Source organism: Rhodobacter sp. SGA-6-6 (assembly GCF_011043545.1).
Classification (GTDB): Bacteria; Pseudomonadota; Alphaproteobacteria; order Rhodobacterales; family Rhodobacteraceae; genus Pseudogemmobacter.
Genome location: NZ_JAAKGP010000004.1, coordinates 149486 through 171264, shown reverse-complemented (window position 1 = coordinate 171264; position 21779 = coordinate 149486). Strand labels below are relative to the sequence as shown.

Sequence of the window (21779 nt, the reverse complement as noted above, 5' to 3'; positions counted from 1 at the left end):
AGACCGCCCGGCGGATGTGTCGCAGAACTGCGACAGTCGGGCGGGCTAAGTGCGGTCCAGCTTGCGGTGCAGCGTCGCCCGGGACAGGCCGAGCGCCCGTGCGGCGGCCGAGACATTGCCGCCGGATCGCGCCAGCGCCCGCGACAGCACCGCGCGTTCGGCTTCGGCGAGGCTGTCGTGGCTCTCCAGTCCCAGCAGGTCGGCCACCGGCCGCGGCGCGGCGGCCAGGTCGCCGGTCAGGCCCAGGTGGCTGCGCGCGGCGCGGGTGGCGCCGATCACCAGGTCGTCGGCATCCACCGCCAGTAGCGCGCCGAGGCCGCGGTCCAGCCCGGGCACCAGCACCATGCGGGCGCGGGGGAAATGCCGGTGGAACAGGTCGGCCTCGACCTTGCGGGCGACCTCGGCCACCGTGGCGCCGATCAGCCCGGCCACGGCATCGGGCAGGTCGGCGCGGGCGGTGGAGACGTCGATCACCGCCATCAGCTGCCCCTCCGGCCCGTGGACCGGGGCCGAGGAACAGCTGAGCCCGATGTTGCGGGCCAGGAAATGCTGTTCGCGGTGGATGGTGACGGCGCGGCCCTCGGCCAGGCAGGTGCCGATGCCGTTGGTGCCGGCCTCGGCCTCGGACCAGGCGGTGCCGGTCCAGAGCCCGGCGGCGGAGAAATCGGCGTCGTCGCCGGGATTGCCGCGGCGGTCCACGGCGATGCCCTGGGCATCGGCCAGCACGATGCAGGCGCCAAGGCCGCCGACCGCCTGGAACAGCCGGTCCAGATGCGGCGCGGCGGCGGGCAGCAGCGCGCCGAGGCTGTCGCGGGCCTGCGCCAGTTCCTGCGCGGTGATGCGGTGGTCGCGCTGCCGTTCGGCCGGGTCCAGCCGGTAGAGCCGGGCCGACCGCGCCCAGGAGGCCGCCAGCGCCGAACGGGCCGCGAGGCCGCCGGAAATCGCGGCCTCGATCCGGGAGCTGTGCTGGGTGGTCGATGTCGGCATCGGTCCCCCTGCGGGTGGGTGGCGGGGCGGCGTCGGTTTCCGGGATATGCCGGTCGAGGATAGGACAGGGGAGGACCTGCGGCAAGCCGGCTCTGCGCGGCCGGCGCAGGCCTTCCCGGGTCGAGCGGCATGAAATTCTCGGACGATTGACATAAGTCAATCAAGATCCCCGCGGGCTGGGGCAGATTGGTCCTGCGGCAAGGGCAAGCCCGGTGGCCGTCAGCGGACCGACCCACATTCGGAGCCAGCTGCCACCGCTTGCCCCATCGCGGCAATCTCCTGTCGAGGCCCGCCCCTTCGTCCCGGGCGGGTCCCGACTCCAGACTGGCTGCGGCATTCCGGCAGAAGAGGGCCGGGCGCCGCAGCCGACTTTTTTCCGACAGCAGGAAGGAAGACCCGGCGGGCAAGCCGCCGGACCGGGGGATCAGGCGGCCTCGAACCGCGGGAACAGGATGTCGTTCTCCAGATGCATGTGGCGGACCACATCCTCGGTCAGCTTGGCGACGCCAGTGTAAAGCGCGGTCCAGGAGCCGCAGGCGCCCTCGGGCAGGGTCAGCCCGTGCGAGACATGCTCGATCCGGCGCAGGAGGGCGGTGGTGTCGTCATGTTCGTGTCGCATCACCGCGATCGGGTGGACGATCATCGGGTTGCCGCCCTGCTTCATCATCGGGAACAGCACCCGTTCCTCTTTCACCATATGGCTGTCCAGGTCCTCGGCCAGCGCGATCAGCGCCTCGGCCAGGCCGTGGGGGGCCTCTTCGCGGTCGCCGTGGACCATCTCGACCTTCTGGGCCAGCGGGATCAGCCATTCCAGCTCGGCCCGATGGGTGTCGTGGTAGCGGGTCAGAATATGGTCGATCAGGGCGCCGGTCTCCTGCGGCGCGTCATGGGCGGCGCCGTCGACCAGCGCCTGAAGGCTGGCGGTCAGGTCGGCCAGCGGGAAGCCGGAATTCGCCGCCGCCTCGGCGAGGCTGGCCTTGCCGCCGCAGCAGAAGCTGATGCCGTGGCGGCGGAAGACCTCGGCGGCGCCGGGCAGGGTGTTGGCGATCTCGGAAACGGTGGAATCGGGGGAAAGGGACAGGGACATGGCGCTTCCTTTCGGGCATGGGTCCATGCCTTGACCGAGTAGCGCAGGTGCGGCGGCCATCCCTTGATAAATGTCAATCTGAGATACCGAATGCGGCGCTATGCCCCGGCCGGGCGGCCTTGACCGCGGGCGGGATCGGCGTAGCCAAGGCGCAAACCGGAGGAAACGGCATGGCGGCGCGGATCGGATGGGCGGTTCTGTGGATTCTCGGGCTGCTGGCCCTTGCCGTGGCGCTGGCGACATGGCGCGGCGCGCTCTGGCCCTTCGACCTGCGGGCGAGCCTGCTGATGACGGCCAGCGGCCTGGCCGGGCTGGCGCGGCTGTGGTGGTGGCTCTGGCTGCTGCTGGCTTCGCTGGCCCTGCCCGGCCGGGCGCTGCCGCCGCTGTGGCTGGCCGGGCTGCTGGCGGCGGTTGCGCTGCATTGGACGCTCGGCCCGGCGCGGGGGCTGCAGCCCGTGGCGGAACTGGGGTTGGGGAACCTGCTGGCGCTTTATGCCGTTCCGGTGGCGCTGGCGGTGCGGATCGGGGTGCTGGCGGGGATTCCGCTGCGCTTGATGCAAGTCAAGACCTGAGTATTTGACTCGGGTATTATCCGCGCCGATGGACATGAGTCCCGGGCCAGCCGCCGCCAGCCCCGGGAAGAGACGGAGAGACCATATGGACAGGATTTCGCGGCGGCGGCTGATCGGGCTGGCGGCGGCGGGCGGGGCGGCGCTGGCGGCGCCCGGCATTCTGCGCGCGGCGCCGATGCTGGTGGAACTGCACCTCTACGGCCCGCCCGCCGGGCCTTCGATCACCCTGGCCCATGCGGTGGCCTCGGGCGCGCTGGACGGCATCGCCGGGACAGTCACCTTCGCGCCGTGGAAGGACCCGGACGAGCTGCGGGCGGGCCTGGCCTCCGGCACCATGGGGGCGGTGATCCTGCCGACGCTGGCGGCGGCGAACCTGTATACCCGCGGCCTGGGCGTGCGGCTGGCGAATGTGATGACCGACGGGCTGGTCTATGTGGTCAGCCCCGACGCCTCGCTGACCACCATCGCCGGCCTGAAGGGCAAGCGGCTGGCGCTGCCCTTCCGCAACGACACGCCCGACATCCTGATGCAGCGGCTGATGCTGGAGGCCGGGATGGCGGCGACGGATGTCGAAGTGGTGGCCGCCGCCAACCCGATCGAGGCGGTGCAGCTGCTGCTGACCGGCCGCGCCGATGCCGGGGTGCTGCCGGAACCCGCGGGCGCCATGGCCGAGATGCGGGCGGCGCAGGAGGGAAGGGCGATGCACCGGGTGATCGACCTGCAGGCGGAATGGGGCCGGATCACCGGCCTCGGCGCCTCGATCCCGCAGGCGGGGCTTGGCGTCACCGATGCATTCATCGCCTCCGCGCCCGAGGCTGCCGCGGCCTTGCAGGCGGCGATTGCCGCCACGGTGCCGCAGGTGCTGGCCGCGCCGGAGGCGGCTGCGGCCTCGGCGGCGGATGCCCTGGGGATGCCCGCGCCGGTGCTGGCGAAGTCGATCCCGCATTGCGCGCTGCTGGCCACGCCGGCCCGCGCCGCCCGTCCGGCGCTGGAGGCGATGTTCGCCGCGGTGGCCGATGCCGATGCCGCCATCATCGGCGGCAGGCTGCCGGACGACGGCTTCTATCTGCTGTAAGATGGACCAGATCCTGCACAGGCTGGGCCGGGCGGGCCGCTTCCTCTGGGGCGGCTGGGCGGGGCTGGCCGGACTGTGCCTGCTGGCCGCGCTCTGGCAGGCCGGGCACCAGGCCTGGGGCGATTTCATCCTGCCCGCCCCCTTGGCGGTGCTGGCGGCGGCGGTGGACCTGCTGCGCGACCCGGCGTCGTGGGAGATCATCGGGCGGACCATGGCCCGTTCGGCCGGCGGCTTCGTGCTGGCCGGGGCGGTCGGCGGGATGGCCGGGCTGGCGGCGGGCTATTCGCCGGCCACCATGCGGCTGGCCCGGCCGCTGCTGACGGTGATCCTGGGCGTTCCCCCCATCGCCTGGCTGGTGGTGGCGATGATCTGGTTCGGCGCCACCGACGGCATGGTGATGGCGACGATCCTTGTCGGCGTTGTCCCGCTGGTCTTCGCCGGCACTGCCGAGGGCGTGGCGGGCCGCGACCGCGGCCTCGACGCCATGGCGCAGGCGTTCGGCGCGGGACCCTGGCGGCGGTTCTGGTCGGTCGGGATGCGGCAGATGCTGGCGCATCTGTTCCCGGCGCTGGTGCTGGGGCTGGCGACCTCGGTCAAGGTCGCCGTGATGATCGAGGTGCTGACCTCGGTCGGCGGCATCGGCAATGAACTGGCGCGGGCGCGGCAATATATGGACGTGACCATGGCGCTGGCCTGGATCGTCATCGCCGTGGCCGGGCTGGTGGCGCTGGAATACGGCGTGCTGCACCCGCTGCGGGCCGAGACCGAACGCTGGCGCGAGGCCGCGCGGCCCTGGGGGGTGAAGCGATGACCGATCCGGTGCTGGACTTCGCCCCCGTTCTTGAACTGGCCCATGTCACCCATGCCTTCCTGGGCCGCGACGTGCTGCGCGACATCTCGCTGGCGGTGATGCCCGGCGAGGTGGTGGCGCTGATCGGCCCCTCGGGCTGCGGGAAGTCTACGCTGGTGCATCTGGCGGCGGGGCTTCTGGAGCAGAAGTCGGGGCGGATCGCCCGCCGCTTCGCCCGGCAGGCGATGGTGTTCCAAGAGCCGCGGCTGATGCCCTGGGCGACGGCCGAGGCGAACATCGCCTATGCTGCGCGGCTGGCCGGCATGGGCCGGCACGCGGCGCGGGACGCCGCCCGCACCGCCGCGGCGCGGGTGCATTTCGACGCCGCCGACCTGGGCAAATATCCGGTGGAGCTGTCGGGCGGGATGCGCCAGCGCGTCGCCATCGCCCGCGCGCTGGTGGTGGCGCCCGACTTCATCCTGTTCGACGAGCCCTTCACCGCGCTGGATGCGGCGCTGAAGCGGCGGATGCAGGATCTGGTGATCGCGCAGGTGGCGCAGGCCTCTTTCTCCGGCCTTTTCGTCACCCACGACCTGTCGGAAGCCGCGCGGATCGCCCACCGGGTGGCGGTGCTGCACCCGGAGGGGCGGGGGATCATGGGGGTGCGGCACCTGCCCGGCGCGCCCGGCAGCCGCGACGACGAGGCGGTTTTCGCCCTGACCCGGCGCTGGCAGCACGAGGACCCGCTGTTCCGCCATATCCATGACGTGGACGAAAGGCGGATCGCATGACCGCGCCGATCCCGAACCTGCGCGGCACTGCCTGTGTCCCGCCGGCCGAATTGCCGATCCCGCGGCCCGGGCTGGCTGCGGTGATCTCGGACGAGGGCTTTCGGCTGTTCTTCCCGCTGGCGGCTCTCCATGCCGCGCTCTGGCCCTTCCTCTGGGTCGCGGTGCAGGGCTACCGGCTGGTGGGGACGACCGCGATGACCCCCGGCGTCTGGCACATGCACGAGATGATCTGGGGCAGCTTCGGCGCCGCGCTGATCGGCTTCCTGACCAGCGCCTTCCCGGAATGGACCGACACGCCGAAGCTGCAGGGCCGGGCGCTGTGGCTGCTGGCCGGGCTGTGGGGCGTTGCGCGGGTGATCGGGCTGTTCGGCCTCGACCTGCTGACGCCGGTCGCCGCGCTGGCCGATCTGGGCTGGATCGCCGGGCTGGTGCTCTACGGCGCGCGGATCAGCTGGCAGAAGCGGACCGACAACCTGCTGGCCTTCCTGTGCTGGCTGGCCGCGTTCGGCGCGACCGAGGCGGTGGCGCGCTGGCACATGATCCGCGGCGATGCCTTCGAGGCGGGGGAGATGATGCGGCTCGGCGGGCTGGTGTTCCTGGGCCTCCTCGGTCTGGCGCTGGCGCGGATCGCGGTGGCGGTGACCAACCTCGTCCTCGACCCCAGCGAGCAGACCTCGCCGTTCCGGCCGCATCCCGGGCGGCTGAACCTTGCCCCCGGGCTGGTGGCGCTGGCGGTGGTGGCGCAGGCCATGGGCGCCAGCCCGGCCGTGGGCGGCTGGCTCCTGCTGGCGGCGGGGGCGGGCTTCATCGACCGCATGGCCGAGGGCTTCATCGGCCGCGCCGCGCTGCGGGCGGAGATCCTGGCGCTGTCGCTGCCCGCAGGGATGGCCGGGGCCGGGCTGATCTGGCTGGGCGCGGCGCGAATCGGCGCGCCCCTGGCCGAGGCCGGGGGCTGGCATCTGGCGCTGATGGGGGGCCTCGGGCTGGCGACGCTGGCCGTGCTGTCCATCGCCGGCCTGTTCCATGCCGGGCATTCGCTGCCCTTCGGCCGGCCGGTGAAGGCGGCGATGGCGGCGCTGCTGGCGGCCACCGCCTGCCGGATCTGGCCGGAGATCGCCGGCGGCGAGGCGCAGGCGCTGCACATCGCCTCGGCGGCGCTCTGGGCGCTGGCCTTCGGGCTGTGGCTGCGGGCCTACTGTCCGATCCTGTCCGACCCGGAGACCCTGGGCAATCACGAGGGCTGCTAGGGCAGGCCGAGGGTGGCGTTTTCCGCGCACAACCGCTAGGGTCGCCGCGCCCCGTCTGACAGGAACGCCGCCGATGAAGCCCGAACTCATCGCTCTTGCCAGAGCCTCGCTGCTGCTTGCCTCCGCCCCCGAGCCGGTCGCCCGCGCCGTGCTGGCCGAGGCGCATGTGCGCCATTTCGACCGCGGCGCGACGATCTTCCTGCAGGGCGAGCGGGCCCGGGCGATCTACATCGTCGCCGAGGGCTGGGTGAAGCTGTATCGCATCGCCCCGAACGGCACCGAGGCGGTGGTGGGCGCCTTCACCAAGGGCGCCTCCTTCGGCGAGGCGGTGGCCTTCCGCGACGACACCTATCCGGTGGCGGCCGAGGCGGTGACCGACTGCACCCTGATCCGCATCGAGGCCGACAGCTTCCTGCGCCAGATCCGCGACAACCCGGAGGTGGCGATCTCGATCCTGTCGGCTACCTTCGCCCATCTGCACGCCCTCGTCGGCCAGATCGAGGCGCTGAAAGCGCAGACCGGGGCGCAGCGGGTGGCGGAATTCCTGCTGGAACTGGCCGATTGCGAGGCCGGGGCCTGCGAGGTGACGCTGCCCTACGACAAGGTGCTGATCGCCGGGCGGCTGGGGATGAAGCCCGAAAGCCTGAGCCGCGCCTTCGCCCGGCTGAAGGAGCAGGGCGTGACGATCCGGCAGAACCTGGCGCAGATCGACGACGTGGCGGTGCTGCGGACCTATGTCGAGGAAGACCCGGCGCTGGCCTGGGCACGGTAGGGGGCGGGGATGGCCGATCTGACCCAGGCGATTGCGCTGATCGACGCCGCCAATGCCGCCGACCCGACGCTGGAAGAGGGCGTGCCCGCCGCGCTGCTCTACGGCCAGCGGATGACGGCGGAGCTGGAGCGGCTGTTCCCCGAGGCCTCCGCCGTCCTGCGGATCGCGGCGCGGGGGCAGCATGTCGAGCGCTGGCTGCTGCCGCGCAGCGCCTGGCCGGAAGGCAAGCCGGGCTATCTGGCCTGGCGGCGCGAGCAGGGGCGGCGCCATGCCGAGCGGGTGGCCGGGATCATGGCCGAGGCGGGGTTCGGCCCGGAGGACTGCGCCCGCGTCGGCGTGCTGCTGCGGAAAGAGGGGATCAAGCGCGATGCCGAGGTGCAGGCGCTGGAGGACGTGATCTGCTTCACCTTCCTGCGCTGGTATTTCGCGCCCTTCGCCGCCACCCGGCCGCAGGAGGAAATCCCCGGCATCGTCGAGAAGACTGCCCGCAAGATGTCGGCCGAAGCCCGCGCCCGGGTGCTGGCCGAGTTCGACCTGCCCGAGGACCTGGCGGCGGCCTTCCACGACTGAACCGCGTGGCGGCACGGCCCCGATTCCAGAGTCTTTTTGTCATCATTTGACTTTGGTCAAACCCTTCGCGGGCGGCATGGCGCACCGCTGTGCCGATGTCCTTCACCCAGCCTTTCGCCAGGAACCGGACGCTGCTTCCTGCGAAAGGACCTGGCCCATGCCCGCTTCCCGCCTCTCCCGTCCCGCCCTTGCCATGCTGCTGGCCGGGACCGTGCTGTCCGCCGCGCCGGTGCTGGCGCAATCGGTCTCTCCCGGCGCCACCATCGACCTCGGCACGATCTGGCTGGAGGCCGACAACCCGGTGAAGCTGCGCTTCGGCGTCACCCCGGGCGGGGTGACGCTGATCGACCGCAGCGCGGCGAAGGATACCGAGGTGGCGCCGCGGCTGACCGATGCGCTGCGGCTGAACCCGGGGATCGTCTTGCAGGAGTTCTTCGGCGGCAACGACCAGCCGCGCATCCAGATCCGAGGCTCGGGCCAGCAGCAGAACCCGGCGGAGCGCGGGCTGCTGGTGATGATCGACGGGATGCCGGTCAACCGCGCCGACGGGGCCTATGTGGTGGGCATCGCCAGCCCGGGCGGGGCGGAAACCATCGAGGTGTTCCGCGGCGCGGCGGCCAACCGGCTGGGCGCGGCGGTGATGGGCGGGGCGCTGAACTTCACCTCGCCCTCCGGCGCCTCGCAGCCCGGCTGGCGCGGGGCCTTGGGGGCGGGGAGCTTCGGCCGTCGCGACCTCGCGCTGAGCTACGGGATCGACGGCGAGACGGCGGACAGCTGGTTCCATCTGGAGCATTCCGAAAGCGACGGCTTCCGCGATTACAACAGTTCGGACCGCACCGTGGTCGGCGGCAACGTCACCTTCGCCATGGGCGAGGCCACCACGCGGCTGTTCTTCACCCATACCGACCTCTCCTTTGACGTGGCCGGGCCTCTGACCTGGGCCGCCTTGCAGGATGATCCGACCCAGGTCCATCGCGGGCCGGTGATGGTGGGCGGCGTGCCGACCAACCCCGGGCCGAACGTCGTCCGCGACAAGCCGCACCGCGAGACTGTGCAGACGCTGGCCGGCCTGCGCACCACATGGGAAGGCGCGGGCGGGCTGTTCGACGTGGGCCTGTCGGTCGGGCGGACCGACGACAGCTTCGCCTTCCCGGTCTCTGCCGGCTTCCGCGATACCGAGGGGACCGACGGCACCCTGACCGCCCGCTACACCATCCCGGGCGCCGGCGACCTGCCGCTGTTCGAGGCGGGCTTCAGCTGGTCGCTGGGCGAGGCCGACCGGGACTATTTCCACAACATCGGCGGCACCCGCGGCGCGGCCTTCGGCAGCAACAAGCTGAAATCGGAAACCCTGTCGATCCATGCCGGCGGCAATGTCGAGATCGGCGGTTTCACCCTGTCGCCGGCGCTGGCCTTCATCCATGCCAGCCGCAGGAACACCGACCTCTGGACCGGCGCGACCCGGCCGACCATCGCCTTCGGGCCGGGCGGTCCGACCCCCGGCACCGCGCCGGCGGTGTCCACCAGTTACGACCGCGACTATTCCGGCTTCGCGCCCTCGCTGGCGCTGTCGTGGAAACCGGCCGAGGGGCAATTCGCCTGGGTCTCGCTGGCGAAAAGCTTCGAGCCGCCGACCCATGACGACCTGATCGGCACCGTGGGCGGCACGCCGAACTCCGGCCCGGCGGGGGCGATGTTCGCCACGCCCGATCTGAAGGCGCAAACCGCGGTGACGCTGGAGGCCGGATGGCGCGGCGAGGCGGGGGCGCTGAGCTGGGACGTGACCGCCTATCATTCGCGGCTGAAGAACGAACTGCTGTCGCTGCGCGATACCAGCGGGGCGGCGCTGGCCTCGGTCAACGCCGACCGCACCGTGCACAGTGGGCTGGAGCTGGGGCTGGGGGCCGCGCTGAGCGATACGCTGGAGGCGCGGGTGGCCTGGACCTGGCAGGACTTCCGCTTCGACAACGACCCGCTGCGCGGCGACAACCGGCTGGCGGGCGCGCCCGAGCATGTGCTGACGCTGGCGCTGGACTGGCAGGCGACCGAAAAGCTGGCTCTGTCGGGCACGGTGCATTGGGTGCCGGGCAAGACGCCGGTGGACAACATGAACACGGTGTTCAACCAGCCCTACACGCTGGTGGACTTGGGGGCGTCCTGGTCGGTGGGCGAGAATGCGGTGATCGTGGCCGAGGTGACGAACCTCCTCGACGAACGCTATGCCTCCTCGACGCTGGTGGTGGACCAGGCCTCACCCACGCAGGCGGCCTTCATCCCGGGCGAGGGACGGGCCTTCTACCTGGGGGCAAAGCTGGCGTTCTAGACGCCCGGCCAGAGGCCGATCAACGGCTCGTGCAGGTGCCAGACGGCGGCCCATGTCAGCAGCAGGACCGCCGCTCTTGCCAGCGGCGGCAGGCCGCGGGGGCGCCAGCGGCCGCCCAGCAGGGCGGCGAAGGGGATCAGGCCGGTATGGGCGGTCAGGCGGCTCCACTCCGCCGCGCCGATCTCGCGCCGGCGGCGGCGTTCGACCATCGGCATCCCGGTCAATGCCAGGATCAGGAAGGGGCCGAACAGCAGCACATGGGCGAGGTCGCCGTTCGGCAAGAGATGCACGCCGGACCACAGCGCCAGCGACCACAGGAGCGGCTGGCGGGTCAGCCCGGCGATACCGGGGCGGGTTGGGTCGAAGCCAATGCGGCGGCCCTCGAAGGCGAAGGGGTTGGGGGCGGCCACGCCGAAGACCGCCAGCGCGATGGCCAGCGGCATCACGATGTTCGCCGCCCAGCGGTGCCAGGGCTGCTGGTCCCAGAGCGGAATGAACGGCGCCCGCCCGGCGGCGGAGATCAGCCACCACAACAGCAGCACCGAGGCCACCGAGAACAGCAGCCCATATCCGCGCGGGCCGAGCGCGGCCAGAAGCCGCCCCTTGACCCCGAGCGCCGCGGGAATGCGGTGGGAGGCCAGGAACAGCGCCATGGCCAGTGCGAGTTCGATCCATGCCATGCGGCGACTCTCGCCCTATCCGGCGGCGGCCGCAAGGGTCGCCAGCACCGCCATGAAGATCGCCAGCGCCAGCGCGAAGCCGCGGGCGATCGCGGGGGCCTGCGCGAGGCCGAGGTAGCGGTTCAGGATCAGCTGCGCCTTGCCCCAGGCCAGGGCCAGAACGGTCAGCGCCAGCACGGGGCCGGTCAGGCCGCTGACGGCGGCGAGGGTGGAGCCGGCAGACAATGCGACGAGAAGGGCCCAGGCAGAGGTGACGCTCATATCAGGTAGACCACCGGGAACAGGATCACCCAGACCAGATCGACCATGTGCCAGAAGGCGGCGCCCGCCTCCACCGCCCGGGGGGTGGCGAGGGTGGCGACAAGTGCCAGCAGGACGATGCCGGCCAGCACATGGGCGGCGTGGAAGCCGGTCAGCAGCATGTGGAAGGTGAAGAAGCCATGGGTCTCGAAGCTGATGCCCGCGGCCCAGAGGTCGGCGAATTCCTGCGCCTTCAGGGCCAGGAAGACGCAGCCGAGCAGCGAGGCCAGCGCCAGCAGCCCCCGCATCCGCGCGACCTGCCCCCGCTCCACCGCCTGCAAGGCGAGCGCCGCCAGCCAGCCGGAGGTGACCAGCACCATGGTGTTGATGCCGGCGCCGGTGCGGTGCAGGTGGGTCTGCGCCTCGGCGAAGCCGGCGGGATCGGTCAGGCGGACGGCAAGGAAGGCCGCCAGCCCGGCGCCGAAGACCGCCAGTTCCGAGACGATCAGCACCCACATCATCAGGTCGCCGGGCAATTGGCCGAACGGCTCGTCGGGCGTCTTCGACTTCTCCTCGCAGGGGGTCGGCGATGAGGCACGAAGTGTCCGAAGAGCGTCGGTCATCCCGTCACCAGTTGCCGGTAGATCTGCGGCAGCGCCTGGGTCAGCCGCTCCGCATCCGGGATCAGGGCGAAGGCGCCCTGTCCGAACAACCGCGGGAACCACGACTTGCCGTCGCGGTCCACGGTGATGCCGAAGACGGAATGGCCGGCGCGGCGCGCCTCCTGCACCGCCATGCGGCTGTCCTCGATGCCATGGCGGCCCTCGTAATGGTCGAGGTCGTTGGGCTTGCCGTCGGTGATCACCAGGAGCAGCCGGCGCTTGCGCCCTTCGCGCGCGAGGCCGGCCGAGACATGGCGGATGGCGGCGCCGAGGCGGGTGTAGTGCCCGGGGCGCAGGGCGGCGATCCGGGCCTCCACGCCCTCGGCCATCGGCTCGGCGAAGCTTTTCACCTCCTGCACGAAGACCCGGTCGCGGCGCAGCGAGGAAAAGGCGTGGATGGCGAAGCCGTCGCCGCAGGCGTCCAGCCCCCAGGCCAGGGCGGCCAGCGCCTCGCGCTCGATGTCGATCACCGCGCGGCCGTCGTGGCCGTGGCCGGGCAGGGCGCTTTCGGTCGACCGCGAGATGTCCAAGAGGATCGACACTGCCAGGTCGCGGCGTTCGGGGCGGGTCTGGCGCCAGACCCGGTCGGTGCCCTCGCCGCTGGCGAGCAGGTCGACCCGGGCACGGACGGCGCGTTCGGTGTCCAGCACGTCGCCGTCCGGGTGGCCGGGGGTGGAGACCAGCGCGGGCCGCAGCGCCTCGAACTGGCGGCGGACGGCGCGGATGCGGGCGTCGGCGCGCGGATCGGCGCGGAAGGGCGGCGTTTCGGTGCCAGCCTCGGCGCGGGAATGCAGCACGCGGGCATGGGCGGGCAGGTAGCTGCGGGTCCGGGCATCCCATTCGGGATAGGTGGTCACGCCGGACAGCGCCTGCCGGTCCACATCCTCGGGCGCGAGGTCGAGGTGCAGCTTCAGCCTGGTCGCCGGGGATTTCGACACCTGCGCCAGCCCGATCTCCTCCTGATCGTCGGCGGCCTTCTTCGCGGTATCCTCGTCGTCGTCCTCCACCCGGCGGTTGAGGTTCAGGAACTCGGTCATCGACAGGATCGCCTCGAACTTGTGGAGGATGAAGCTGTCGTTGCGGTCGGCCTGATCGGCCTTGCGGCGGCGGGCGCGGCGGGCGGTCCTTTCCTCGGACTGTTCCGGGGTGCCCTCGGTGGCGCGGGTCTCGACCGCGGTGGCCTCGGAGCGGGCCGCCACCCGCAGGTCGGGCCAGAGCGGCACCGGGCGGAAGGGGCGGTAGCCGCGGGGCGCGCGCGGCGGCAAGGGCGGCAGGGCGATGTCCTGGCCGAGGGCGGCGCGGACGCGGGCCTCCACCGCCGCCTCGGCGGCGGGAAGGGCGGCGGTGCGGCGGGTGGCCAGCACGGCGGCGCAGAGATCGGTGTGCAGGGCGCGGAAGCCGGGGGCCAAGTGCAGCGCGGCTTCGGTCATCGCGCGGGCGGTGTCGATGGCGGCCAGGTCGGCCAGCAGGGGATCGTTCTCCTCCACCGGCGGCATGTCGCGCAGGGCGGCCGCCGCGGCGGCGAGCCAGAGATACAGCGCGGCATTGGCCTCGGCTGCGGGAAAGACGGCCAGCGACTCCGGCAGGCGCAGGGTGGTGCCGTCGTAGCTGGCGCGGGGAACGGATTCGCGCCATGTCCCCAGGCCGCGCAGCAGGCCCAGCCGGTGGGGACTGGTCTCTTCCGCCACCGGCTTGATCTCGACGGAGGCATCGCCGCCGAGACCGCGGAACAGGACTGCCAGCCGCCCGCCCAGCTGTGACAGCGGGACACGGGCTCCATCGTGCGCGGGGTCAGCGTCCAGACGGCTGGCAAAGGCGTGCCACAGTTTCCCGACAGTCTCCTCGGGCTCCCATGGCTCGAACTCGATCCGTGACATCGCCGGCCTCACCCGAAAACGGCGGTCACAAGATCGCGGAGCCCGGCCTTCACATCCGGGTCGTCCGTCAGCGGCTCGATCATCGCGGCGCGAATGGCGCGTTCGACCGGCATCCCCCCGGCGACCAGCTGCGCGCAATAGACCACGAGGCGGGTGGAGATTCCCTCCTCCAGGTCCTGCCCCTTCATCGCCCGCAGCTTGCCCGCCAGCCGCACCAGCGGCTGCACCCGATCCTCGGCCAGCCCGCTTTCGCGCGCCACCACCGGGATTTCGTGCTCGGGCCGCGGGAAGCCGAATTCCAGCCCGACGAAGCGCTGCCGGGTCGAAGGCTTCAGCGTCTTCAGGATGTTCTGGTAGCCGGGGTTGTAGGAGGCGACCAGAAGGAAATCGGGATGCGCCTCCAGCTCCTCTCCCGTTCGGTCGATCGGCAGGATACGGCGGTCGTCGGTCAAGGGGTGCAGGACCACGGTCACGTCCTTGCGGGCCTCCACCACCTCGTCGAGGTAGCAGATCGCGCCCTCGCGCACCGCGCGGGTGAGGGGGCCGTCGGCCCAGACCGTCTCGCCGCCCTTCAAGAGCCAGCGGCCGATCAAGTCGGCAGCCGACAGGTCGTCGTGGCAGGCCACGGTATAGAGCGGCCGGCCGAGCCGCGCCGCCATATGGGCGACGAAGCGGGTCTTGCCGCAGCCGGTGGGGCCTTTCAGCAGCACCGGCAGGCGGCGGGCGGCGGCGGCCTCGAAGACCGAGACCTCGTCGCCCTGGGGCAGGTAGAAGGGGGCGTCAGCCGTCCCCTTCAGGATTCGGGAACCGTCCATCTTCATCACTCCGCCGCCATGTGGTCGGGATCGTGTTCGAGACGGTTCCGCTCAAGCGGGCCGGGCGTCACCACCTCGCGCCGGGGCACCAGCACGGCGTAGATGAACAGCACCGCCCCCAGCACCACCGCGACGCCCGAACCGAAGCGCATGGCGTAGAACAGCCAGAGCTGGTCCTGCACATCCATGTAGTATTCGCCGTTCACCCGCTGCAGGTGGGTCTGGATGGTGCCGGCGAAGGTCAGCGTGAAGGTCATGAACACCACGCCGCCCGACATCAGCCAGAACGAGACCATGTTCAGCACCTGATTGTAGGGGTCGCGGCCCCGCAGATGCGGCATGGCATAGGTGATGATTGCCAGGTTGAGGCAGACATAGGCGCCGTAGAAGGCCAGGTGGCCATGGGCGGCGGTGATCTGCGTACCGTGCGAGTAGTAGTTCACCCCGTGCAGCGTGTGCAGGAAGCCCCAGACGCCCGCGCCGAAGAAGGCCAGCGTGGCGCAGCCGAGGCTCCACAGCAGCGCGGCCTTGTTCGGGTGGTCGCGGCGGCCCTTCCAGACCATCACGAAGGCGAAGGACATCATCGCGAAGAAGGGCGCCACCTCGAAGCTGGAGAAGATCGAGCCGATCCATTGCCAGTAGCCCGGGGTGCCGATCCAGAAGTAGTGGTGGCCGGTGCCGAGGATGCCCGAGAACAGCGCCAGCGCGGCGATGACGTAGATCCATTTCTCGACGACCTCGCGGTCCACCCCCGTCAGCTTCAGCATCAGGAAGGCGAGGATCGAGGCCATCACCAGCTCCCACGTCCCCTCGACCCAGAGGTGGACGATGTACCACCAGTACATCTTGTCCAGCGCCAGGTTGTCGGGGTTGACGAAGGCGAAGAGGAACAGCAGCGCCAGGCCCCAGAGGCCGAGCAGAAGGATATTGGTGATCGCGGTCTTGCGGCCCGCCAGCACGGTCATGCTGACGTTGTAGAGGAAGATCAGCGCGGCGACGACGATGCCCACCTTGACCCAGCGGGGCTGCTCGATGAACTCGCGGCCCTCGTTGCCGAGAAGCCAGTTGCCCTCGAACAGGTTGAAGAGATAGGTCACCACCACCCCGGCGGTGCCGAGGACGAAGATCGCCAGCTGGAGCCAGGCCAGCTTGGTCGAGTGGATCTCGCGCTCCGCCTCTTCCGGGATCAGGTAGTAGGCGGCGCCGAAGAAGCCCAGCAGAAGCCAGACGATCAGGCTGTTGGTGTGCAGCATCCGGCCGATGTTGAAGGGCAGCACCTCGGACAGGAAGTTGGGCGAGACGTAGATCCAGCCCAGCAGAAGGCCCATCGAGACCTGCACCGCGAACAGCGCCATGGCCACGACGAAATAGGCCAGCGCGATCTTTTGCGATTGGTATTTCATGGCGTTCTCCTCAGCCCGCGTCGTTCGGGGGCCAGTCCTGCGCCCGGATCGTGTTGGTCCAGAGCAGGAAATCGGCAAGGTTGCGGTATTCCTCGTCGGTCAGGCCGAAGTTCGGCATCTGGCGGCGGCCCTCGATCCCGGAGGGCATGGCATCCATCCAGGTCTTCAGCGCCTCGAAGGCGCCTTCATGGTCGCCCGGCTCGACGCCCCAGCGGGTCATGACGTTGGCCAGTTCGGGGGCGAAATAGGCGCCCTCGCCCAGAATGGTGTGGCAGTTGATGCAGGATTTCTCTTCCCAGATCAGCTTGCCCGCCGCCACGCTGTCGGTCAGCGTCGCCTTGTCGGTCGAGGTGTTGGAGATGTAATAGTGTGAATGGGCCGTGAGGCCCAGGAAGATCAGGATGAAGAACAGTGACCCGCCGTAGAAGATGTTCCGGGCCATGCTCTTGGTCATGACTTCGCGCATGGCGAGGGGTCCTTCCCAAAGCTGTTGCAGTCACCTCCCTGTGATCGACCGGGCGCGGCCGGTCCTTAACAAAAGTCAACCCTGCGTCATCGGGTCAACTTTTGTCCTGCAAGCTCACTTCGGCGGCCGTCCCACCGGCGCGCGGGGCGCGCGCGGCTGCACCCAGACCTGCCAGAGACCGGCGGTGTAGAGCAGGAAGGCGGCGATCCACAGCGCCCCCGCCGCCAGCACGCCGGGGTAGTAGAGGTCCGGCAGCAGCGTGGCGATCCAGCGCGCCAGCAGCGCCAGCGGCAGCAGCGCATAGGCCACCGCCACGCCGCGCGGCGCGACCAGCGGGCGGCCGCTGTGGCCGAGGCTGGCGCGCGACATGACGGCCAGGGTCATCCCGCCGATGCCGCCGATGCCCAGGACATGCAGCGCGGCGATCTCGGTGCCGATGCCGAAGGCGGCCAGGCCGAGTGTGATCAGGCCGAGCGCGTTCAACCCGTAGGACAGGTGCATGGTCCAGAGAATCGGCTGGCGGCGGGTCCAGAACCCCTGCCAAAGCGCCACCCGGACCAGTGCGGCGGCTCCGGCGACCAGCGCGGCGGCGCCGGGCAGGGCCTCGGGCAGCGGCAGCAGGTAGCCCGCCACCGTGGCGATGGCGGCGGCGATGGAGACGGCGGCCAGCGGCTGGGGGTTGCGCGGCAGCCCCTGCTCGCGCCCAGCGGCGACCATGGCGTTGCGGGTGAAGCCGGGCGTCACCCGCCCGCCCATCACCACGATGGTGGCGGTCAGCACCAGCAACCCGGCGCGCAGGCCCTGCCACAGGGTATCGGCCAGCCCCATCCACTCCAGATGGCACAGCAGGTTCGCGGTCCAGAACAGCGCCAGCAGGCCGACGAAGATCATCTGCGGCGCGCGGGGGCGGGCGATCAGCTGCAGGGTCATCTGTGCGGCCAGCACCGGCACCAGCGACAGGTCGGCGACCGCCACCAGCCATGCCGGCAGGCAGGCGGCGAACAGCAGCGCCAGCCGCCCGGCCAGCCACAGCCCCCAGACCGCGGCGATGAAGCGGTGCGGCGCGCCCTTGCCGCCGGTCCAGTTCGGCACCGCGGTCAGGAAGAACCCGGCCAGCGCCGCGGCGCCGTAGCCGAAGACCATCTCATGCGCGTGCCAGTGCTGCGGGGCAGGGGTGTCGGGCAGGTCCAGCTCCATCCCCGCCGCCTGCGCCGCCAGCCAGAGCGTCCACAGACCGACCGAGGCCAGGGCGAACAGCCCGGCGGACAGGAAGAAGGCGCGGAATCCTTCGGAGAACAGGCGTTTCAGGGCAGTCATGGCGCAGCTCCTTCGCCGCCGCGAGCCCGCCGCTTCGGGGTGGGGCTGCAGGGGGCATCCTTCATGGCGTTTGGCTTGGAGGGTTCCATGCGCCATCGGCCCCCGGCGAGGGGGGCGCATTCGGCGGGTCGAGGCAAAGCGGGCGCATGGCGTTTCCGTCCGGTCGCCGGGACCCTGCCCCTGCGACACGTTTGTCACCTTAACAAAAGTCAAAGCGGCTTTCCCGGCGATCACGGAAACGTGCGCTCAGCCTCACCAGCTGAACGGAGAGATTGCCATGACCAGCCAAGCCCGCCGTGTCGGGACCTTGCTATGGGGCAGCGCTGCGCTGACCCTCGCGATGATGACGACACCGCTGTCCGCGCAGGAGGCGGCCGAAGCCCCCGCATCCTCGGTCGCCACCCTGGCCGACATCGGGGTGGAGATCCCCGGCAAGGGGCCGAACGATCCGGTGATGACCGACCAGGAGTTCGCGCAGGGCACCGAGATCTACTTCCAGCGCTGCGCCGGCTGCCACGGCGTGCTGCGCAAGGGCGCGACCGGCAAGGCGCTGACGCCCGACCTGACCCGCGAGAACGGCTACGACTACCTGCACAGCTTCATCACCTACGGCTCTCCGGCCGGGATGCCGAACTGGGGCACCTCGGGCGAGCTGACCGAGGCGGAGGTGGACCTGATGGCGCGCTACGTGCTGCTCGACCCGCCGCAGCCGCCCGAATGGGGGATGCCGGAGATGCAGGCGTCCTGGAAGGTCGTCGTCAAGCCGGAAGACCGTCCGAAGGAGAAGATGAACGACATCGACATCGAGAACATCATGTCGGTGACGCTGCGCGACGCCGGCCAGATCGCGCTGATCGACGGCGGCACCTACGAGATCAAGGCGGTGATCAACACCGGTTACGCCGTCCACATCAGCCGCATCTCGGCCTCGGGGCGCTATCTCTTCGTCATCGGCCGCGACGGGCTGGTCAACATGATCGACCTGTGGATGGAGCATCCCGAGACCGTGGCCTCGATCAAGATCGGCATCGAGGCGCGCTCGGTCGAGACCTCGAAGTTCGAGGGCTACGAGGACAAATACGCCATCGCCGGCAGCTACTGGCCGCCGCAATACGTGATCATGGACGGCGACACGCTGGAGCCGCTGAAGATCGTCTCGACCCGCGGCATGGTCTGGGACGAGCAGACCTACCACCCGGAACCCCGCGTGGCCTCGATCCTGTCGTCGCACTACAAGCCGGAGTTCATCGTCAACGTGAAGGAGACGGGGAAGATCCTCTTCGTCGACTACTCGGACCTGAAGAACCTGAAGTCCACCGAGATCGAGGCCGAGCGCTTCCTGCATGACGGCGGTTTCGACAGCACCCACCGCTACTTCCTGGTGGCCGCCAATGCCCGCAACAAGATTGCGGTGGTGGACACCAAGGACTCGAAGCTGACGGCGCTGATCGACACCGGCGGGCAGACGCCGCACCCGGGCCGGGGCGCGAACTTCACCCATCCGGTCTATGGTCCGGTCTGGGCGACCTCGCACCTGGGCGACGAGACGGTCTCGCTGGTCGGCACCGATCCCGAAGGCCATCCCGACCAGGCCTGGAAGATCGTCGACACCTTCTTTGCGCTCGGCGGCGGGTCGCTGTTCATCAAGACCCATCCGAACAGCCAGCACCTCTATGTCGATGCGGCGCTGAACCCGGATGCCGCGATCTCGGCCAGCGTGGCGGTGTTCGACATCGCGGCGATGGGCGGCGATCCCGAGGCGGACCCGGAATACACCACGCTGCCCATCGGCGAATGGGCGGGCATTCCCGACGGCCAGCCCCGGGTGGTGCAGCCCGAGTTCAACAAGGAAGGCACCGAGGTCTGGTTCAGCGTCTGGAACGCCAAGGACAAGGAAAGCGCCATCGTCATCGTCGATGACAAGACGCTGGAGCTGAAGCAGGTGATCAAGGACCCGCGGCTGATCACGCCGACCGGCAAGTTCAACGTGCTGAACACGCAGAAGGACATCTACTGATCCCGTTCCGGCCCCGCGGTTCTTGTGCGCCGCGGGGCCATCCCCGGGCGGGCCCTTTCCCGAGGGCCCGCCCATCGGATTTCCCGCCCCTCCCGAAAGGCCGCCCGATGCCCCGCACCATGCCCTCCGACGCGCTGGATGCCGCCGACCGCAGCCTGATCGAGCGGCTGCGCGACGGCATCGCCATCACCGAGGCGCCCTTCGCCGCGCTGTCCGCCACCCTGGGCCTGACCGAGGACGAGATCACCGCCCGGCTGGCGCGGCTGCGCGAGATCGGCGCGATCACCCGCTTCGGCCCCTTCCTCGACGCCGCCGCGATGGGCGGCGCCTGCTGCCTCTGCGCCATGGCGGTGCCGCCCGGGCGGCTGGAGGCGGTCGTGACTTTGGTCAATGCCCGGCCCGAGGTGGTGCACAATCATCACCGCAATCACCGGCTGAACCTGTGGTTCGTGCTGGCCTGCGAAAGGCCGGGCGACATCGCGGCGGCGGCTAGGGCGATCGGGGAGAAGACCGGGCTGGAGGTCCTGCTTTTCCCCAAGGAAGAGGATTTCTCGCGGGGGACCGGAGAGAGGCATGACCATTGACGCCACCGACCGGCGCATCCTTCAGGCCACGGCGAGCGGCCTGCCGCTGGCCGCCCGGCCCTTCGCCGAGGTGGCGCGCTGGCTGGGCCTGCCCGAGGCCGAGGTGATGGCGCGGCTGGCGCGGATGCAGGCCGAGGGCATCATCCGCCGCATCGCGCTTTGCCCCGACCGCCATGCGCTCGGCCAGGTCGCCAACGGCCTGGGCGTCTGGGACGTGGCGGACGAGGGCGTGCGCGACCTGGGCCGCGCAGTGGCGGCGCTGCCCTTCGTGCGCCAGTGCTCCTTGCGCCCGCGCCACCTGCCGGACTGGCCCTGGAACCTGTTCGTCAAGCTGCACGGCGAGACCCGGGAGGAGGTGGAGGACCAGTGCGCCGCCATCGCCGCGGTGTTGGGGCCGGCCTGCCGGGGGCATCAGATGCTGTTCTCGACCCGGGTGCTGAAAAGCACCGGGATGCGGCTGGCGGAAGGAGGGGCGGAATGACCCGCACCATCGACCCGCGCCGGCTGCGGCGGCTGCAGCTGTGGATCTGGCCCTTCGCCACCACGGCGGTGGCGATCAACCTGTTCCTGCTGGGGCTGATGGGCACCTGGCTCGGCCTGCCGGCGCTGCCGCCGGTCACGGCGCTGTGGATCTCGCTGCCCTTGGGGCTGCCCGCGACCTGGGCCGCCGCCCGCTGGATCGGCGGGTTGATCGCCGAGGCCGAGGCGGATGGTTAGGCCACCAGTCCCGGCGCGTCCGGGCCGTCGATCAGCGCATCGGGCGGCACGAAGGCCAGCAGCCGGTCCATGTCGGTGATGGTGACCATCTGGCCATGAACCTCGATCCCCACATCGTCCAGCGTCTTCAGCGCCCGCGACAGGTTCTCGGGCGTCATGCCGAGGTAGGAGGCGATCAGCCGCTTCTCGATCCCCAGCGTGAACCGCAGCGCGCCGCCCGCCAGCTGCGATTGCTTCAGCATGTAGGCCGCCACCCGCTCGCGCGAGTTGCGCAGCTTCAGGCTCTTGGCGTGGCGAACGACGGCGCGGTAGCAGCCCGCCAGCTCGGTGATGGTGGAGACGGCGAATTCCGCGTCGCGACGGAACACCGCCCGCAGGTCCGAGGCCGGCACGAGCAGAAGCCGCGACCGTTCCAGCGTGCGGGCCGACATCAAGTAGGGCACGTCCTTGATGCAGGCGGCCAGAATGAAGGTGCCGACCGGCTTCACCACCGCCATGGTGCAGCTGCGGTCCTGCCAGCCGGCGTGAAGCTCCACCGCGCCCTCCAGCACCACATGCAGGAAATCCGCCGGATCGCCCTGACGGATCAGCTCCAGTCCCTCGGGGAAGGCTTGGGCATAGGCGCCCTGCATCAGCGCATCGAAGTTCGCCTTCAGCATGTCGCGGAACAGCGGCAGGTGGCGGACTTCCGCCAGATCGTCCGGACGCATGAACCAGTTCCTCTACACAGGCCACAATCTGCAACCAAAAGCACCGAAGAAAGTCAATCGCGGATCGGAAATCGGCA

At 70.5% G+C, this 21779-nt stretch carries 23 protein-coding genes; 12 read left to right on the top strand and 11 right to left on the bottom strand.

The window, feature by feature from the left end; translation table 11 throughout:
* Nucleotides 1-45: 45 nt before the first annotated feature.
* On the bottom strand, nt 46-987 hold the full coding sequence (locus G5B31_RS09815) for a helix-turn-helix domain-containing protein (RefSeq protein WP_165016688.1): 942 nt from the start codon (nt 985-987) through the stop codon (nt 46-48).
* Between the two features lie 424 nt (nt 988-1411).
* Nucleotides 1412-2074 carry an iron-sulfur cluster repair di-iron protein gene (gene ric / locus G5B31_RS09810; RefSeq protein WP_165016686.1) on the bottom strand — a complete coding sequence of 221 codons (663 nt, stop codon included), beginning with the start codon at nt 2072-2074 and terminating at the stop codon, nt 1412-1414.
* Between the two features lie 170 nt (nt 2075-2244).
* Between ric and G5B31_RS09805 the strand changes: the two genes are divergently transcribed.
* From G5B31_RS09805 to G5B31_RS09770, 8 genes are all read left to right on the top strand, one after another.
* The gene (locus tag G5B31_RS09805) at nt 2245-2646 is read left to right on the top strand and encodes a hypothetical protein (RefSeq protein WP_165016684.1); all 402 of its coding nucleotides are present in this window, start codon (nt 2245-2247) and stop codon (nt 2644-2646) included.
* A gap of 85 nt (nt 2647-2731) precedes the next feature.
* Nucleotides 2732-3721: an ABC transporter substrate-binding protein gene (locus G5B31_RS09800; RefSeq protein WP_165016682.1), complete on the top strand. Its 990-nt coding sequence runs from the start codon at nt 2732-2734 to the stop codon at nt 3719-3721.
* Between the two features lies 1 nt (nt 3722).
* Nucleotides 3723-4532 (top strand): ABC transporter permease, encoded by an 810-nt coding sequence (locus tag G5B31_RS09795; protein WP_165016680.1) that lies wholly within the window; start codon nt 3723-3725, stop codon nt 4530-4532.
* Nucleotides 4529-5302, top strand: coding sequence for an ABC transporter ATP-binding protein (locus G5B31_RS09790; RefSeq protein ID WP_165016678.1), 774 nt, complete (start codon nt 4529-4531; stop codon nt 5300-5302). Before G5B31_RS09795 ends, G5B31_RS09790 begins: the two co-directional genes overlap by 4 nt.
* Nucleotides 5299-6549 (top strand): NnrS family protein, encoded by a 1251-nt coding sequence (locus G5B31_RS09785; protein WP_165016676.1) that lies wholly within the window; start codon nt 5299-5301, stop codon nt 6547-6549. The genes G5B31_RS09790 and G5B31_RS09785 overlap by 4 nt, the downstream gene beginning before the upstream one ends.
* Nucleotides 6550-6622: 73 nt before the next feature.
* Nucleotides 6623-7321: a Crp/Fnr family transcriptional regulator gene (locus G5B31_RS09780; protein ID WP_165016674.1), complete on the top strand. Its 699-nt coding sequence runs from the start codon at nt 6623-6625 to the stop codon at nt 7319-7321.
* A 9-nt stretch (nt 7322-7330) separates the two neighbouring features.
* The gene (locus G5B31_RS09775; protein WP_165016673.1) at nt 7331-7891 is read left to right on the top strand and encodes a DUF4202 domain-containing protein; all 561 of its coding nucleotides are present in this window, start codon (nt 7331-7333) and stop codon (nt 7889-7891) included.
* Nucleotides 7892-8048: 157 nt separating this feature from the next.
* Nucleotides 8049-10214 (top strand): TonB-dependent receptor, encoded by a 2166-nt coding sequence (locus tag G5B31_RS09770; protein ID WP_165016671.1) that lies wholly within the window; start codon nt 8049-8051, stop codon nt 10212-10214.
* On the opposite strand, the gene G5B31_RS09765 is transcribed toward G5B31_RS09770, so the two are convergent.
* From G5B31_RS09765 to G5B31_RS09730, 8 genes are all read right to left on the bottom strand, one after another.
* Nucleotides 10211-10894, bottom strand: coding sequence for an NnrU family protein (locus G5B31_RS09765; RefSeq protein ID WP_165016669.1), 684 nt, complete (start codon nt 10892-10894; stop codon nt 10211-10213). The genes G5B31_RS09770 and G5B31_RS09765 overlap by 4 nt on opposite strands.
* Nucleotides 10895-10909: 15 nt before the next feature.
* A complete protein-coding gene (locus tag G5B31_RS09760; RefSeq protein ID WP_240904360.1) occupies nt 10910-11155 on the bottom strand; it encodes a cytochrome C oxidase subunit IV family protein in 246 nt (81 codons plus the stop codon).
* Nucleotides 11152-11655 carry a cytochrome c oxidase subunit 3 gene (locus tag G5B31_RS09755; protein ID WP_394352127.1) on the bottom strand — a complete coding sequence of 168 codons (504 nt, stop codon included), beginning with the start codon at nt 11653-11655 and terminating at the stop codon, nt 11152-11154. Before G5B31_RS09755 ends, G5B31_RS09760 begins: the two co-directional genes overlap by 4 nt.
* 98 nt (nt 11656-11753) lie before the next feature.
* Complete coding sequence (locus G5B31_RS09750) at nt 11754-13673, bottom strand: nitric oxide reductase activation protein NorD (protein WP_165016665.1); 1920 nt, start codon at nt 13671-13673, stop codon at nt 11754-11756.
* An 8-nt stretch (nt 13674-13681) separates the two neighbouring features.
* Nucleotides 13682-14488 (bottom strand): CbbQ/NirQ/NorQ/GpvN family protein, encoded by an 807-nt coding sequence (locus tag G5B31_RS09745; protein WP_165016663.1) that lies wholly within the window; start codon nt 14486-14488, stop codon nt 13682-13684.
* 5 nt (nt 14489-14493) lie between these two features.
* On the bottom strand, nt 14494-15891 hold the full coding sequence (locus G5B31_RS09740) for a cbb3-type cytochrome c oxidase subunit I (protein ID WP_165016661.1): 1398 nt from the start codon (nt 15889-15891) through the stop codon (nt 14494-14496).
* A 10-nt stretch (nt 15892-15901) separates the two neighbouring features.
* Entirely contained in the window at nt 15902-16357 is a 456-nt protein-coding gene (locus G5B31_RS09735; RefSeq protein ID WP_165016659.1) for a cytochrome c, read from the bottom strand.
* Between the two features lie 114 nt (nt 16358-16471).
* Nucleotides 16472-17674, bottom strand: coding sequence for an NnrS family protein (locus G5B31_RS09730; protein ID WP_165016657.1), 1203 nt, complete (start codon nt 17672-17674; stop codon nt 16472-16474).
* Between the two features lie 277 nt (nt 17675-17951).
* Between G5B31_RS09730 and G5B31_RS09725 the strand changes: the two genes are divergently transcribed.
* The 4 genes from G5B31_RS09725 to G5B31_RS09710 all read left to right on the top strand — a co-directional run bounded on the left by G5B31_RS09725 (nt 17952) and on the right by G5B31_RS09710 (nt 20992).
* Nucleotides 17952-19691 (top strand): nitrite reductase, encoded by a 1740-nt coding sequence (locus G5B31_RS09725; RefSeq protein WP_165016655.1) that lies wholly within the window; start codon nt 17952-17954, stop codon nt 19689-19691.
* Between the two features lie 107 nt (nt 19692-19798).
* Complete coding sequence (locus G5B31_RS09720; protein WP_165016653.1) at nt 19799-20275, top strand: Lrp/AsnC family transcriptional regulator; 477 nt, start codon at nt 19799-19801, stop codon at nt 20273-20275.
* Nucleotides 20265-20756: an Lrp/AsnC family transcriptional regulator gene (locus G5B31_RS09715; protein ID WP_165016651.1), complete on the top strand. Its 492-nt coding sequence runs from the start codon at nt 20265-20267 to the stop codon at nt 20754-20756. The genes G5B31_RS09720 and G5B31_RS09715 overlap by 11 nt, the downstream gene beginning before the upstream one ends.
* A complete protein-coding gene (locus G5B31_RS09710; protein WP_165016649.1) occupies nt 20753-20992 on the top strand; it encodes a hypothetical protein in 240 nt (79 codons plus the stop codon). Before G5B31_RS09715 ends, G5B31_RS09710 begins: the two co-directional genes overlap by 4 nt.
* Here G5B31_RS09710 and G5B31_RS09705 read toward each other — a convergent pair.
* Nucleotides 20989-21702: a cyclic nucleotide-binding domain-containing protein gene (locus G5B31_RS09705; RefSeq protein ID WP_165016647.1), complete on the bottom strand. Its 714-nt coding sequence runs from the start codon at nt 21700-21702 to the stop codon at nt 20989-20991. The genes G5B31_RS09710 and G5B31_RS09705 overlap by 4 nt on opposite strands.
* Nucleotides 21703-21779: the final 77 nt, after the last annotated feature.

Bases quoted from the DNA above. Each gene is read 5' to 3' on its own strand.
- G5B31_RS09705 (WP_165016647.1), bottom strand. From the start codon at position 21,702: ATGCGTCCGGACGATCTGGCGGAAGTCCGCCACCTGCCGCTGTTCCGC.
- G5B31_RS09745 (WP_165016663.1), bottom strand. From the start codon at position 14,488: ATGGACGGTTCCCGAATCCTGAAGGGGACGGCTGACGCCCCCTTCTAC.
- G5B31_RS09760 (WP_240904360.1), bottom strand. From the start codon at position 11,155: ATGAGCGTCACCTCTGCCTGGGCCCTTCTCGTCGCATTGTCTGCCGGC.
- G5B31_RS09720 (WP_165016653.1), top strand. From the start codon at position 19,799: ATGCCCCGCACCATGCCCTCCGACGCGCTGGATGCCGCCGACCGCAGC.
- G5B31_RS09805 (WP_165016684.1), top strand. From the start codon at position 2,245: ATGGCGGCGCGGATCGGATGGGCGGTTCTGTGGATTCTCGGGCTGCTG.
- G5B31_RS09770 (WP_165016671.1), top strand. From the start codon at position 8,049: ATGCCCGCTTCCCGCCTCTCCCGTCCCGCCCTTGCCATGCTGCTGGCC.
- G5B31_RS09765 (WP_165016669.1), bottom strand. From the start codon at position 10,894: ATGGCATGGATCGAACTCGCACTGGCCATGGCGCTGTTCCTGGCCTCC.
- G5B31_RS09755 (WP_394352127.1), bottom strand. From the start codon at position 11,655: ATGATGTGGGTGCTGATCGTCTCGGAACTGGCGGTCTTCGGCGCCGGG.
- G5B31_RS09790 (WP_165016678.1), top strand. From the start codon at position 4,529: ATGACCGATCCGGTGCTGGACTTCGCCCCCGTTCTTGAACTGGCCCAT.
- G5B31_RS09750 (WP_165016665.1), bottom strand. From the start codon at position 13,673: ATGTCACGGATCGAGTTCGAGCCATGGGAGCCCGAGGAGACTGTCGGG.
- G5B31_RS09735 (WP_165016659.1), bottom strand. From the start codon at position 16,357: ATGCGCGAAGTCATGACCAAGAGCATGGCCCGGAACATCTTCTACGGC.
- G5B31_RS09725 (WP_165016655.1), top strand. From the start codon at position 17,952: ATGACCAGCCAAGCCCGCCGTGTCGGGACCTTGCTATGGGGCAGCGCT.
- G5B31_RS09715 (WP_165016651.1), top strand. From the start codon at position 20,265: ATGACCATTGACGCCACCGACCGGCGCATCCTTCAGGCCACGGCGAGC.
- G5B31_RS09785 (WP_165016676.1), top strand. From the start codon at position 5,299: ATGACCGCGCCGATCCCGAACCTGCGCGGCACTGCCTGTGTCCCGCCG.
- G5B31_RS09780 (WP_165016674.1), top strand. From the start codon at position 6,623: ATGAAGCCCGAACTCATCGCTCTTGCCAGAGCCTCGCTGCTGCTTGCC.
- G5B31_RS09730 (WP_165016657.1), bottom strand. From the start codon at position 17,674: ATGACTGCCCTGAAACGCCTGTTCTCCGAAGGATTCCGCGCCTTCTTC.
- G5B31_RS09815 (WP_165016688.1), bottom strand. From the start codon at position 987: ATGCCGACATCGACCACCCAGCACAGCTCCCGGATCGAGGCCGCGATT.
- G5B31_RS09710 (WP_165016649.1), top strand. From the start codon at position 20,753: ATGACCCGCACCATCGACCCGCGCCGGCTGCGGCGGCTGCAGCTGTGG.
- G5B31_RS09740 (WP_165016661.1), bottom strand. From the start codon at position 15,891: ATGAAATACCAATCGCAAAAGATCGCGCTGGCCTATTTCGTCGTGGCC.
- G5B31_RS09775 (WP_165016673.1), top strand. From the start codon at position 7,331: ATGGCCGATCTGACCCAGGCGATTGCGCTGATCGACGCCGCCAATGCC.
- G5B31_RS09800 (WP_165016682.1), top strand. From the start codon at position 2,732: ATGGACAGGATTTCGCGGCGGCGGCTGATCGGGCTGGCGGCGGCGGGC.
- G5B31_RS09795 (WP_165016680.1), top strand. From the start codon at position 3,723: ATGGACCAGATCCTGCACAGGCTGGGCCGGGCGGGCCGCTTCCTCTGG.
- ric (WP_165016686.1), bottom strand. From the start codon at position 2,074: ATGTCCCTGTCCCTTTCCCCCGATTCCACCGTTTCCGAGATCGCCAAC.